Source organism: Massilia soli (genome assembly GCF_016809835.1).
Lineage (GTDB): Bacteria > Pseudomonadota > Gammaproteobacteria > Burkholderiales > Burkholderiaceae_D > Telluria_A > Telluria_A soli.
Genome location: NZ_JAFBIL020000009.1, coordinates 205,930 through 218,719, shown reverse-complemented (window position 1 = coordinate 218,719; position 12,790 = coordinate 205,930). Strand labels below are relative to the sequence as shown.

Here is a 12,790-nt window from a genome sequence, read left to right as displayed (position 1 = left end):
AGAAGCTTTCGCCGGTCAATTTTGAGAAGCGGTACTTTGAGAGGCTCGCGAGTGTCTAGCAAACTCGTGGCGATTCAAAATTAGGCTTTTCACCTCATGCCATGAAGACCAACATTGCACGGTTTTTACGACTATGGAATTTACGGACGTGCGATCTGAGGAGTCGACTGTCTCCCTAAGAGTCGCTGTGAGTGTCCTGGCCGAATCCGACTTTTCTCATAGACTAAGTGGGTCATCGTGGCAAGTACGGCGCACCGATTCTGCTACCAATGCAACCAGCACGTATGCTGGCGTATTTCCCAACCTGGACGATCTTCCGCCGACTGAGGACAGCAATGCGATCACCGGTTTACTGATCACGATACAATCAGCAATCGGGAGGGCCTTGGTCGAAAATGGCGTCAGCCCCAAACAGGATACTGATCAGATTGGACGAGCTGGCGCCCGACAAATATAATCTTCGCCTCGCGAGACCGCTGGTCACCAACCCTGCACGCCGTTCCCCTACGATCAAGCGGGTCCTCCGCCTGAGCTGCACGATCGCTGTGCCGGCTAAGATAAAGTCAGTAGAAGATTTGTAATCGCAGATTGTCGCACCGTGGGGTGGCCATTGACCCGCAGAGCTTGCGGTCGGCCGTCGTTATGATCTTTTGCATTGGCCCTATTGAAGACTCTGTAGTGACTACAGGTCAAGCGGTTTGGAAATGAAAGAGAAAAGCAATCGATCGAGACTGGCGCTCACACCTTCATCGGACGATTCTGGCCAAGCGGTCTGCGTTCCAAGAATGATGTTTTTTGTTTGCAGGGGCCGGAGACAAACGTCGTAACAACCCGCGCGCCGGGGTAAATATGACCGGCAGCTGAGCGCCGTCGGTACTGTTGGCCAAAACCCAGTGCGTAACAGCTTGTGGCGCTGTCGGCCTCGCGTCCCAAAGCATCGTCGCGCCGCCTTCTTCCTCCGCTTCCTTCTTTAACGCTTCGTAGCTTGCAAGGCACACGCACGAAAAAATATGTGCAAGCATCCACGCTTTCCGCGGCACGGGCCAATCATCTGGATAGGGGGCGGGCCGTGCTTGCAGCCAGCCGAGGATGCCGAAGAATTCCAGCGGCTTTTGTTTCGCGTCCAAATACCTGGGCGTTCCGCACCCCTCCCATAGCATGCGCCAGCGGATAAACGACATGGCGGTGGGGCAGAAGCTCGAAGTTCTTGCGCCGCGCATGTCCCACCAGAGGTGCCGGCACGCGGACGCAACACACCGCCTATGCCCGCCCAGCTGCTGCAGAACTCTTCGTTTAACTGCACGGTATGTCTGCCTGACGACAGCCATTTCCTCTGTAGTCTGGAACCTGTGTTCTTCATCCGTACCCATGCAGTGTTCGCCAATAGACTCCGGTCCGGACCAGTTCAAGCCATAACGTGCCACTGATAGGGGGCTCAGCGGCAAACTCGACTGACCCTGATTTGACTCGAGCTCGGCGAGAACTTGAGCGACGAAAGCCAGGTAGCCAGGGGATTGCTGTTCGCTCCTTCCTGGCAACCGCAGGCTTGTGCAATGCTCGGTTAGCGTTGGTATCTGTTGGGCCGCGGCTATCATGTTGTCATGACCCCGTACATATTTTCGCATCATGTTGATGCGCGTAACGTGCTCAGTACGAACCTCGGGTACCCAGCTTCGAGCGTTCCGTAATCGTGGAGCAAGGTCAAACTGGCAGGTTGGGCATTGGAAAGGCTTTTCGAACGAAGCCGCACTGATTGTGTAGGGTATCGCGGATTCACATTGCACACATCGATCCAAGAGCGCCCGGTTGTGAATGGGACACTGGCTTACCGTGTGCATTTGCGTGACCGGCAGATGCAGGCCCCAAGCCATACACAGCTCACACCACTTAAGCTCCTTTGATGAAGCGCTGAGGTCGGCACATTCCGTGGTCACGAAAGCGGCTTCAACACTGCGTATGTCGGTTTTTAACGCACTTGCCATCTCTGCGAGGTCGAAGAGCCGATGTTCGCGCAGATCGACGTTGACGCTTCGGATCAGCGCCGACCGCTTGCCGCATTTACGGCTGACGAATTGCGTCGCCACTTCTTTACCTGTCAACGCATTGAGCAGCGCGAACTTCATCAGGAGCCCGAATGCCGAATCAAATCCTGTCATCCATTGCACGCGCCAGCACCATTCCGGCTTCGTGATCGCGAAGGTATCTTCGAAGATCCTCACTCTAGCGCCATTCAGGTAGGGGCAGCCCTAACCTAGTCTCTTCACAAGCGAGCACGTAGGTCGAGTCCAGTACAGCTTGATCCCAGATGGCTGTAGAGAAGTCGAATTCGTCGCTGTCGTATTGATAATGTTCGCTGAGTGCGCATTCGACAGCCCTGGCGAAATATGCCATTGGGATCTCTATCGAGTCTGTAAATCCGGCCCCGTGGTGGGCACGCTCGAACGCTTGCCAAACCGCGAGAGCGTGGTCTGCTAGCCGCAGGCCGGCAGCATAAGCACGCGGGTAGAAGAAACGGGTGAATTGCCACGTACTATCCGCTGGGTAGCACGACTGGTCATACGCGGCCAGACAGGTGGCGACCTCCTCAGCTGACCGCAACCCGCCAAATCGCATCTCGGTGACCATGAAGCGCAAAACGATCTGAGTATCGCGTGACTGCCGCAATGCGGACTTCTGATCCAGAATCTGTGGCTGGCCCACGAGAATCGTAATCATACGAATTCCCTTGTGCTCAAGCTGATCGTGAAGATCGCGCAGCCACTCATACTCTATTACCTGTAGTTTTTGGGCCTCATCCGCGAAAAAAACGATCCAGTCTTTTCCAGCTCGGTCGGCAAGCTCGCAGATAAACTCAATGAGCCGGATGCGCTTACGCGAAACTTGACCTGCGAGCGGCTCGCTGTGCCCTACCGCGGCAAGTAGCGAGCACAGGAATGCGCCTTCGGACCCGGCTCGATGCGTTTCACATCGGAAATTAACGCAAATGGCTCCCGGAAACACCTCCTTTAGATAGCGGATGATGTACCGGATCGCGGACGTCTTGCCAAATCGTGGATAGCCGTAAAGGATAGCCCCAGGGCTGCGCAAGCGAATCTGCTTGACAATTCGCCCTGTGACCGTATCGATCGTAGGGGTGGCCACGAGGTATCGCTTGCCGACAATTGGATGGTCGTCAATCTCTATTGGGCGTTGATAGGTCAAGTTCATGGCGCCGCCCCTAGAATGTAAACGTCTTGCGAACTACGAGATTCAATGGAACCACTTTTGCCAAAGCCGGTGCCTCGCTGCGTACCTCTTCGGGTTTCAGGGCCTTTGGGATCCCACGCCCCTGCTCCGCCGGGGCACTCGTTCGTAAGTCAACAAAGGGCTCTTCCTGAACCTCCGTTGGGCTTTGGGAGGGCGTGTTGGCGTCGTCAAGCCGTTGCTGTTTCGCGAGCTGTCCGGCGACGTGCTTGCGGTCTCGCTGTCCCATCCGTAGCCGGACCCACGCCTCCACAGGGTTGTCCCCGTCACGAATCTCCAGTTTTCGCTCGGCAACCAAGCGAAAAATCTCCTGTCTTACCTTGAGCGAGTGTGGAGGTATTCCCCAGGGACGAGCGGCAGTCAGCACACCTAGCTCCCCGCCGTCCGCAAAATACACTTTCACTGTTCGTATATCACGTGGATCGAAATACATCCGCAACTTCTTACCAATCAAAGCCGGACTGCTAGCGAGGATCGGATTTGTATAACGGACATTGCAAAAATTGATGTGCGGCCTGAGGCCCTTTTCACCAGTTCCCTTGACCGTGACGATCTTTGCCTCTTGAAGGATGCAGAGATCTGCCCTCGCGACCTGGGGCATGATCCGGATCTGGCTAGAATGGCGCGCAACGGAATTGGCCATTGCCTCCAGGGGTGTTCGGCCATCCAGTGCGGAATGCGGTTCCCCGTTGTAGTCCGCTACGAGTACTTCGATCATATCCTCGAGTTCTTCTAGCGTGACGAGCAGCCGCATGTTTCCCTTGGGGTCGCTCAGCGCGCGTTCGATGGCTAGCGGATTACTGCCAAGGTTTCCAGGCAAAGAATGGGCGAAGTGGCGCGACACCAGATGAAAAAAGCGCTCGATATGCGGGCGGTCGTTCGGCTCGCCTGGAGGTCCGACATGCGGCCAGCAACCAATGGTTTGGGTAAGCCTTTCGATCGTGTCAGCGGCCAGATGGGACTTCGCATTGTCGCATTTGAACCAGTCCCAACACGCGAATTGCGCCCCTTCCACAACGTCCGAAGGAAATCCGCCGCCTTTTCGGATTGCAAGCGTCGGAATGCCGTACTCCCGCGGCTTAAACGGTGTCAGCGCGGACTGTAACGCGCACGCGACATCGTGCTTCGAGTACTCCCGGCTAAGTGCCAAGTGATAGCCGATGACGCAGCGAGTCGCGACATCAAGGAGGACTAGAATCCATATGCGGTGCATTTCAACTGGCTGTTCGACACCGGTGCTACCACGTAACCTAACTGTCAGGCGCAGATCGATTTTATGTCCATCAAATTCGACCACTTCAAATGCGCGCGTCGCGGCCGGCGCGTGCGGCAAGGAAGAAGGTAACGCGCGCACGCGCAATCCTCCAGCATGCTTGACCGACATTTCGAACGACTCCTTAGAAAGAAACTCGAAGTAGGCATACAGCGAGCGAATGGCAAGGCGGCTTTCCGTAAATGGATACTCGTCTTGCTTGATGCCGGCTTCCTGGCAATGCCTACGGAAGGCCCGATGGATGGACCGCATGGATTTTCGGACCTCCTGTTCCGTTTGAATGTGCCGCGTGCGTTCGACGAACGCGCGTTTGAGATAGGCTTCAATTTCGGGATAGCGCTGCCTTAGTTGCCTAAAGGCCCCAGCTCTCCCCTGCTCATTAATGTGAATCGGGGCGAAGCGCTCATATTCCTTAATCCGAACTCCAGGAACGGCACCCCGGTAACCGTAAAGCCGTCCGTCCTTGTGCGTCGTGGTGCACCGAATGACCAGCCTGGCCAGCGTTTTTCTGTCAATCCCGGTCTCCGCGCTAATTGCGGCGACCGACAGCTCAGGAACTGTTAAATAGAGGGTCAATGCCTGAACTCGGTTTGCGTACACGCTGCGCCGAGCCGGCGAGAGCGCCGACGCGTCGACTGTAGGCCATGTATCCATTTGTCGATACGCTTCAGGAATCTGCTCGCGCCCGCCCTGGATGTGTCCGTAGAAGTGATGCGCGGTCATAGTGCAGAGAATGGTAACGAGCTGGAAAACGGCTGCTGCTCGATGCCTGCGCATGAAGCAAGGCCTCGATGCAGCAGACTGAACGATGCCACCTTCAACAGGATCGGATCGACCTTTGGATAGTGGAGTTGAAGTTCATCCAGCGTACGTGGCTTGGAAAGCTCGAGCAAGACTGAATCTGTCAGTTGCGTCGGGACATACCGGCCAAATGCCGATAGTTCACGTAAGACGTGTCCCCAATTATTAGTCATTATTTGGCGGTTGGACGACGCCGGCTCACTGTCGACTAGATGAACGGCGATCTCACTTTGGTGACACCACTGAACGAAGCCCGGTCCGAAAAGCTCCTGTGGACTGCAGTCAGGATCTTCTCCGGGCTTAAGGATAAAGGAGAGCTCTTCCTTTTCCTGCCGAATCGCGTAGAAATCCACAAGGCGCTTAAACTTACCATCGTTAATTCGTACCGGGCGCTCGCAGTACCAGGTAACGGCCGGGTCCCGCTCAAGATCAATCCATCTGTCGAGCGCTCGCGGGTGGAAAAATGTCAGTGAGCGGCCTATCTTGGGACCAAAGACATCATAGCGATGTGATTTGCCCGGACGCCGCGTTTCGGCTGGGATAGCGAATCGGATCTGCATTGCACAGCCTCTTTGTTATCTCTTCAATAGCCTTTCAACATAGTCTAGGTTATGTAAAAGTCAAGGCGAATTGTCAATACTTTGCGCTGTACAGGCAGAAAGGTTTCCCGGCGATGGGTTGGAATGTAACAGCTTCCAACGTCAGAAAGAAAACTGCAAATTCCGCGATCGGGAATGGCAAAATTTCTTCATCTTTTCGAGACGCGGCAACTCGTTCGCTTCATTGGGAGACGCGAGAATTGGTTGTGCTAAATTTGCTTATACGGACGACGGTGGGTTGGCTGAAAATTCCGCAATCGGGAAGTGGCAAAATTCCTTCAACTTATCGGGAAGTGGCATTTTTGCTTCAAGGATTTGTGAAGCAATAATGCCACTCAAATCGCGGCAACTGATGCGCTTCATAGGGAGACAAGAAATTCTAGCCGTGACAAATTTGCTTCAACGGACGAATATCGTGGGATTTCGACGGTCAGGTCAGCATCGGCTATGATCGCTTGACATGACAGCCGCGAGTGGCGTTCCACGCCCCATGCCCGGTCGAGCATATCTTCCTCGTCCTCGGTTGCGTCTCCGAAGGACGAGAATCCGTTGCGGACGATGACATGGCATGTCGTGCAAGCCCCTACCTTGCCGCACGCGTGCTCGACGTCGATCTTGTTGTCCAGTAGCGCATCACAGATGCTTATCCCAGTAGGGATGGTCAATTCCGCCCCCATTGGCGCAAGTTCTGGATGGGGCAATATCGTGACCTTAGGCATTTGCGCTCTCCCCGGTCCGTCCAGCCGGCTTTCGATATCGGCAGATAAGACACTTGCTGATCAGCGTGTTAGGTCTCCCTGTCACGACTGTTGTTCCAGGCACTGCACCGCTGTTCTCGTCCACGTCGATCATCTGCTCTCTCCGCCCACTTCTCTGACTTTCAGAGGTGTCTGCGACGCTCCCGGCCGCCATGGCGGTGTGTGAGCCAGTGCGGCCGAATTTATGCTCAAACATAAGCGCTCTCCAAGATATAGACAGGGTCACTCTAATCCTTCCAACGATGGAAAGGTCAAGCAGAACTTAACGCAGCTCGGACTTATCCTGAGAGATTGGTTACCGTGACTGTGTGCGGGACGATACAGGAAAAGCTGGTTGAATCGCGCTCAGCCGGAGTGGTCCCTTGCGTCGCGATCACTCGTCCACATCCGTTGCAAGTGGGTGGCCGCTGACACTGGACGGCCAGGAAGCTTTGCGCGGAAGGCGATCACGACTTCGGCGGAGCCGACGGCATTCGGAGCTTGCGCTTCGCGAAAAAAAATCGCCTACAGGCCTTGACCTTACCATCGTAGGAAGCTTCAAGCTATTCCTCAAACAAACATTCAAGAGGTAGTTCAATGGCTTCCGTTGCCCTCCAACAAGGCTCCAATCCATCCTTTTCCGGCGGCACTCGTCTGAGCCTGCAGGTCGACGGCATGACGTGTGCATCGTGTGTCGGGCGTGTCGAGCGCGCGCTGAAAGCGATCCCCGGTGTGCATACGGCCGCGGTCAATCTCGCCACAGAGCGCGCCGACATCACTTTCATCGGCTTGGCCGATTCGCAAGCGGTTGTCCGCGCTATCGAGAGCGCCGGCTACGTCGTCCGCGAAGAGACAACCGAGCTTACGATCGAGGACATGACCTGCGCCTCGTGTGTCGGCCGGGTTGAGAAGGCCCTCGCACAAATCCCGGGCGTGCTCGAGGCCAATGTCAACCTGGCGACCGAGCGCGCTCGGGTGCGCCACCTTGCAGGGATCGTCTCCACGGCTGACCTCGAAGCAGCGGTTGAACTGGCGGGTTACAAGTCCCGCCGCTTGTCCGCCGAGACGGCGAATGCGGCAGATCAGGATGCCGAGCGTCGGGAGATCGAGACGCGGGCGCTGCGGCGCGATTTGCTCATAGCATCCATCCTCACCGTGCCAGTCTTCATCCTCGAGATGGGCTCTCACCTCATTCCCGCCATGCACCATTGGGTGATGGGGATCCTCGGCGAGCAGACGAGCTGGTATCTGCAATTCGCGCTCGCCACCCTTGTCCTGTTCGGTCCGGGTCTGCGCTTCTTCCGCAAGGGCGTACCGGCGTTGCTACGCGGCGCCCCCGACATGAACTCGCTGGTCTCGCTCGGCACGGCGGCGGCTTACGGCTATTCGGTGGTCGCGACCTTCGTCCCCGACGCGCTTCCACCGGGCACCGCCAACGTCTATTTCGAAGCAGCCGTGGTCATCGTGACCTTGATCTTGCTCGGACGCACGCTGGAGGCGCGCGCCAAGGGGCGAACCTCGCAGGCGATCAAGCGCCTGGTCGGACTTCAGGCCAAGACCGCGCGCGTCGAGCGCAACGGCGATACTGTCGAGATTCCGCTCGATCAGGTGACAACGGGTGATGTCGTGCTCGTTCGTCCGGGCGAGAAGATTCCGGTCGACGGCGAGGTCGTCGAAGGCGCTTCTTATGTTGACGAGAGCATGATCACCGGCGAGCCGGTGCCCGTGTCGAAGGGGGTGGGCGCCGAAGTCGTCGGCGGCACGATCAACAAGACGGGCGCTTTCAGTTTCCGCGTCACCAAGGTCGGCGCGAACACGGTGCTCGCGCAGATCATCCGCCTGGTCGAGGAAGCGCAGGGTTCCAAGTTGCCGATCCAGGCGCTGGTCGACAAGGTAACAATGTGGTTCGTCCCGGCGGTGATGGCAGCGGCCACGCTGACCTTCCTCGTCTGGCTGATCTTCGGTCCGACACCGGCGCTGACCTTCGCGCTCGTGAATGCGGTTGCGGTTCTCATCATCGCCTGCCCGTGCGCCATGGGGCTCGCCACGCCGACCTCGATCATGGTCGGTACCGGCCGCGCGGCCGAGCTCGGCATTCTTTTCCGCAAGGGCGAAGCCTTGCAGGCGCTGCGCGATGTGAGCATCATCGCGCTCGACAAGACCGGCACTTTGACCAAAGGACGTCCCGAGTTGACCGACCTCGTTCTCGCCGAGGGCTTCGAATACAACGAGGTTCTGGCTCTCGTTGCGGCGGTCGAGTCCCGCTCCGAGCACCCGATCGCCGAAGCGATCGTGGTAGCCGCAAAGCAGCGGGACATAAGGCTCGCCCCCATCGAGGGTTTCGACGCCACACCGGGCTTCGGCGTGTCGGCCAAGGTCGCCGGCCGGACCGTTGCCGTCGGCGCGGACCGGTTCATGACGCAGCTCGGTCTTGATGTGTCGAGCTTCCTGCCGACCGCCCTGCGGCTCGGCGAGCAAGGCAAGAGTCCCCTCTATGCCGCAGTCGACGGACGCTTGGCGGCAGTGATCGCGGTCGCCGATCCGATCAAGGAGACGACGCCCGAGGCAATCAAGGCGCTGCACGCGCTTGGACTCAAGGTCGCGATGATCACCGGCGACAACGCCGCTACGGCCGCGGCGATCGCCAGGCAGCTCGGCATCGATGAAGTCGCGGCCGAGGTATTGCCCGACGGGAAGGTTGCGGCGATCAAGAAGTTCCGGATCAATGGCGCGCGGGTCGCCTTCGTTGGGGACGGCATCAACGACGCGCCGGCGCTCGCCGAAGCGGACGTTGGGCTCGCCATCGGCACGGGAACCGATGTGGCGATCGAGGCGGCTGACGTGGTGCTGATGTCCGGCGACCTGCGTGGCGTGCCGAATGCCATCGCGCTCAGCAAGGCGACGATCAGCAACATCAAGCAAAACCTGTTTTGGGCCTTCGCCTATAACGCCGTGCTGATCCCGGTCGCGGCGGGCGCGCTCTACCCGGTGAACGGCACGTTGCTGTCGCCGATCTTCGCCGCCGCCGCGATGGCGCTCTCCAGTGTCTTCGTGCTGGGCAACGCGCTCCGGCTCAAGCGCTTCCGGGCACCCATGACGGTTGAAACCCGTACCGAGGCGCCGGGGAGCGGGGCGGCATCGCTCAAGTCGGGCCTGGTGAATGATCGTTGATCCCGCACCGAAGCGCCGCCTGGCTGAACACCAAAACAAGATTGAGGAGGCCGTCATGGCTAGCGCATCTCATCCCCGAGTAATTATCTACACGACACCAACTTGCCCTGACTGCCGGACGCTAAAGGCTTGGCTCGAGGGAGAGGGGATCGCGTTCGAAGAACGCGACCTCTCCGCCCCCGAGACCATGGAGGAAGCCAAGGCGCGCACCGGTGTGCGTGTCGCACCGATCACCTTGGTTGGCGAGAAGGTCTTCTTCGGTACGTTCCCGTCACCACAACCGGGCCTGACGGTGGCACTCGGTCTGTCCAATACTGCCTGAGAGAGAACCATGACGAAACATATTGGGTTACGCCAGGCCGAACGCACCATCGCGGTACCGGAGGGCGTCACAATCCTCGAAGCGGCACTCGCCGACGGCATCGCCTATCCGCATGGTTGCCGCTCCGGCCGGTGCGGGGCCTGTAAGTCGCGCCTCGTCAGCGGTGAGGTCGATCTCCTTGATCATAGCCGCTTCGCGCTCTCGGACGAGGAGAAGGCGCAGGGGCTGATCCTCGCCTGCCGCGCGATTCCGGCAACGGATGCGAGCGTCGCCTGGCTTGGCGGCGACGAGGCGACCCCATCCCATCCACGCCGCCGTCTGAACTGCCGCGTGACGGAGATCGGGGACGCCACACACGACATCAAGCTTATCCGGCTCGCCATCGATGGGGCCGATCCGCTTGGCTTTACGGCGGGTCAATACGCTCGCCTCACATTCCCGGGTGCGCCCACCCGCGACTATTCAATGGCAAGCGCGCCGGGCGATCGAGAGTTCGAATTCCACATCCGCCGAGTGCCGGGTGGGGCTGCGAGCCAGCGCATTCACAAGCTGTTGAAGCTCGGCGATCCGGTGCTGATGGAAGGGCCATTCGGCTCTTCGTACCTGCGCGAGCAGCACGCCGGGCCGATCCTATGCGTCGCCGGCGGCTCGGGCCTTGCTCCGATCAAAGGGATCGTCGAGGCGGCAATGGCACGCTGCATGAAGCAGCCGATCCATGTCTATTTCGGCGCCCGCAGCGAATGCGATCTTTATCTGGTCGACCATTTCGAGGGTCTGGCGCAACGGCACCCCAACCTCACCTTCATGCCCGTCCTCTCCGACGCTCCAATGGAGACGCGCTTGCGCACCGGTTTCGTCACCGATGCCGTAGCCAAGGACCTGCACGATTTTGATGGCTGGAAGGCTTATGTGGCCGGGCCCCCACCGATGGTCGAAGCAGCTATGCAAGTCTGTAAGGCACGCGGGCTGCGGTCTGAGGACCTGCATGCCGATGTCTTCTTTACGCCCGAAGAAGCATCGCCGCGTAGGTAAGCCTGCGGTTTTTTCGGGTGGCATTTTATTAATTCTAGAAGGAGATGATGATGAATATCGGTCAAGCGGCGAAGTTCTCCGGTGTCTCGGCGAAGATGATTCGCTACTACGAACAGATTGGCTTAATCCCGAAAGCCATTCGTTCTGACGCAGGCTACCGAAATTACAGTTCGCCGGACGCACATACCCTGCTCTTCATCCGTCGCGCACGCGACTTTGGCTTTTCTGTCGAACAGATATCGGAACTGCTGGTCTTGTGGCGCGACCGCGACCGCGCGAGCGCCGACGTCAAGACGATGGCACTCTCCCATGTCGCCGGACTAAAGGCGAAGATCGCCGAACTGCAAGCGATGGCGCAAACGCTCGAACACCTCGCCGATCACTGCCACGGCGATGACCGCCCGGTTTGCCCGATCATTGCGGATTTGGCTGAGCAGACTGCCACAGCGGGGGCGGAACAGCCTCCACAGGCTCCACATAGGACGACTCGGTTTGGGGGCGACACGCCCGCCACGTCACGCTGTCGTCCCGCCAGGTTCACTCATTCGTGAGTGTAGGTGAACGCACACAAGCTTTCCCAGCACGATGTTACCCGGCCGAGGTCAGCTTCGTCGATGACCATCCCATCTCGGGTTCGCATAAGCGCGGGGCAGCGTATCGCCGTTGAAGTCCATATAGAAAATTTCGCTAAAAAGGTTTGACCTTGCCACGCTGTCAAACCTCATATTAGTCGGACACAATAACCAACCAGGAGATCAAGATGCTTCGTTTTCACATTCCAAACATGACCTGCGGCGGCTGCGCCAAGTCCGTCACGAAAGCGCTGCTGAGCGTCGACCCGCAAGCCCGCATCGAAACCGACCCGCCTGCGCGTGAAGTCCGAGTCGATAGCGCCTCGAACGAGAGCGCTTTCCGGGCGGCGCTTAGCGAGGCCGGGTATCCGGACAAGCAAGGCCCCGAAGCGAAAAGGGAGATTTGATATGGTTAAGTCCTCTCATACAAGCCAGCACGAGCATGGCGGCAGTTCCGGCAGCCCGTATCGGATGTTCTGGATTAACATGGCGCTCGGTCTGATCGTCATGTACGTCGTGATGTTCTCGATGATCGACGGCGTTCACGATTTTCGGAACAATCTCAACATGTTGTACATGGCGGTGACCATGTGGGCACCGATGGGAATTTTCATGCTGGCTACAATGCCGGGCATGTTTCCCCGAAAGAGCCTGAATACCGTACTCTACGCGGTATTCATTTTCCTCACCATCGCCTCTTTCGCCGCGACACGCGCGCAAACCCTGATCGATGATCGACAGTTCATCGACTCGATGGTCCCGCATCATTCGGGGGCGATTCTCATGTGCCGGGAGGCCGAGTTACGGAATGCGGAACTATTGAATTTATGCAGAGACATTATCGAGGCTCAGCGGAGCGAAATCGAGCAAATGCAGAGGATCAAGAGCCGCCTCGATCAGATTCGGTGACCCGCGCGGATGCTGGCAGCAATCCGGAGGGCATCTAGCTCGTCGAATCCTGCCGCGGCTACAGCGCGATCGAAGGCCGATTTGCCTTTAGTGAGCGTGTAGTCCAGCACGGCCGGGGTCAGGTTACCGTC

At 58.2% G+C, this 12,790-nt stretch carries 11 protein-coding genes and 1 pseudogene; 7 read left to right on the top strand and 5 right to left on the bottom strand.

Features of this window, described 5'->3' with window-relative positions; translation table 11 throughout:
* Positions 1–746: 746 nt before the first annotated feature.
* Genes I4X03_RS21365 through I4X03_RS21350 form a run of 4 tightly spaced genes read right to left on the bottom strand, consistent with a single transcriptional unit; the run spans position 747 to position 5,877 of the window.
* Positions 747–2,219, bottom strand: a complete 1,473-nt coding sequence (locus tag I4X03_RS21365) for a hypothetical protein (protein WP_223470534.1) — start codon at positions 2,217–2,219, stop codon at positions 747–749.
* Position 2,220: 1 nt separating this feature from the next.
* Positions 2,221–3,207 carry an AAA family ATPase gene (locus I4X03_RS21360; protein ID WP_223470532.1) on the bottom strand — a complete coding sequence of 329 codons (987 nt, stop codon included), beginning with the start codon at positions 3,205–3,207 and terminating at the stop codon, positions 2,221–2,223.
* A 10-nt stretch (positions 3,208–3,217) separates the two neighbouring features.
* Positions 3,218–5,239, bottom strand: a complete 2,022-nt coding sequence (locus I4X03_RS21355; protein ID WP_223470530.1) for a TnsB C-terminal domain-containing protein — start codon at positions 5,237–5,239, stop codon at positions 3,218–3,220.
* Positions 5,236–5,877, bottom strand: a complete 642-nt coding sequence (locus I4X03_RS21350) for a hypothetical protein (RefSeq protein WP_223470527.1) — start codon at positions 5,875–5,877, stop codon at positions 5,236–5,238. Before I4X03_RS21350 ends, I4X03_RS21355 begins: the two co-directional genes overlap by 4 nt.
* Here I4X03_RS21350 and I4X03_RS21345 point away from each other — a divergent pair.
* Positions 5,877–6,245 (top strand): hypothetical protein, encoded by a 369-nt coding sequence (locus I4X03_RS21345; RefSeq protein ID WP_223470525.1) that lies wholly within the window; start codon positions 5,877–5,879, stop codon positions 6,243–6,245. The two genes, I4X03_RS21350 and I4X03_RS21345, sit on opposite strands and share 1 nt — an antisense overlap.
* A gap of 30 nt (positions 6,246–6,275) precedes the next feature.
* Here I4X03_RS21345 and fdx read toward each other — a convergent pair whose 3' ends face one another.
* Positions 6,276–6,635 (bottom strand): ISC system 2Fe-2S type ferredoxin, encoded by a 360-nt coding sequence (gene fdx / locus I4X03_RS21340; protein ID WP_223470523.1) that lies wholly within the window; start codon positions 6,633–6,635, stop codon positions 6,276–6,278.
* Between the two features lie 615 nt (positions 6,636–7,250).
* On the opposite strand from fdx, the gene I4X03_RS21335 reads away from it, so the two are divergent.
* The 6 genes and pseudogenes from I4X03_RS21335 to I4X03_RS21310 all read left to right on the top strand — a co-directional run bounded on the left by I4X03_RS21335 (position 7,251) and on the right by I4X03_RS21310 (position 12,659).
* Positions 7,251–9,824 carry a heavy metal translocating P-type ATPase gene (locus I4X03_RS21335; RefSeq protein ID WP_223470521.1) on the top strand — a complete coding sequence of 858 codons (2,574 nt, stop codon included), beginning with the start codon at positions 7,251–7,253 and terminating at the stop codon, positions 9,822–9,824.
* Positions 9,814–10,146 (top strand): glutaredoxin family protein, encoded by a 333-nt coding sequence (locus I4X03_RS21330; protein WP_223470519.1) that lies wholly within the window; start codon positions 9,814–9,816, stop codon positions 10,144–10,146. Before I4X03_RS21335 ends, I4X03_RS21330 begins: the two co-directional genes overlap by 11 nt.
* Positions 10,147–10,155: 9 nt before the next feature.
* A complete protein-coding gene (locus I4X03_RS21325; RefSeq protein WP_223470516.1) occupies positions 10,156–11,178 on the top strand; it encodes a 2Fe-2S iron-sulfur cluster-binding protein in 1,023 nt (340 codons plus the stop codon).
* A gap of 50 nt (positions 11,179–11,228) precedes the next feature.
* A pseudogene (gene cueR, locus I4X03_RS21320) lies at positions 11,229–11,609 on the top strand (Cu(I)-responsive transcriptional regulator); the annotation flags it as partial.
* Positions 11,610–11,938: 329 nt separating this feature from the next.
* Positions 11,939–12,157 carry a heavy-metal-associated domain-containing protein gene (locus tag I4X03_RS21315; protein WP_223470512.1) on the top strand — a complete coding sequence of 73 codons (219 nt, stop codon included), beginning with the start codon at positions 11,939–11,941 and terminating at the stop codon, positions 12,155–12,157.
* A gap of 1 nt (position 12,158) precedes the next feature.
* Positions 12,159–12,659, top strand: coding sequence for a DUF305 domain-containing protein (locus tag I4X03_RS21310; RefSeq protein ID WP_223470510.1), 501 nt, complete (start codon positions 12,159–12,161; stop codon positions 12,657–12,659).
* Positions 12,660–12,790: the final 131 nt, after the last annotated feature.

Coding starts and splice junctions, on each gene's coding strand:
- I4X03_RS21355 (WP_223470530.1), bottom strand. CDS start 5,239: ATGACCGCGCATCACTTCTACGGACACATCCAGGGCGGGCGCGAGCAG.
- I4X03_RS21310 (WP_223470510.1), top strand. CDS start 12,159: ATGGTTAAGTCCTCTCATACAAGCCAGCACGAGCATGGCGGCAGTTCC.
- I4X03_RS21360 (WP_223470532.1), bottom strand. CDS start 3,207: ATGAACTTGACCTATCAACGCCCAATAGAGATTGACGACCATCCAATT.
- I4X03_RS21330 (WP_223470519.1), top strand. CDS start 9,814: ATGATCGTTGATCCCGCACCGAAGCGCCGCCTGGCTGAACACCAAAAC.
- I4X03_RS21315 (WP_223470512.1), top strand. CDS start 11,939: ATGCTTCGTTTTCACATTCCAAACATGACCTGCGGCGGCTGCGCCAAG.
- I4X03_RS21325 (WP_223470516.1), top strand. CDS start 10,156: ATGACGAAACATATTGGGTTACGCCAGGCCGAACGCACCATCGCGGTA.
- I4X03_RS21335 (WP_223470521.1), top strand. CDS start 7,251: ATGGCTTCCGTTGCCCTCCAACAAGGCTCCAATCCATCCTTTTCCGGC.
- I4X03_RS21350 (WP_223470527.1), bottom strand. CDS start 5,877: ATGCAGATCCGATTCGCTATCCCAGCCGAAACGCGGCGTCCGGGCAAA.
- fdx (WP_223470523.1), bottom strand. CDS start 6,635: ATGCCTAAGGTCACGATATTGCCCCATCCAGAACTTGCGCCAATGGGG.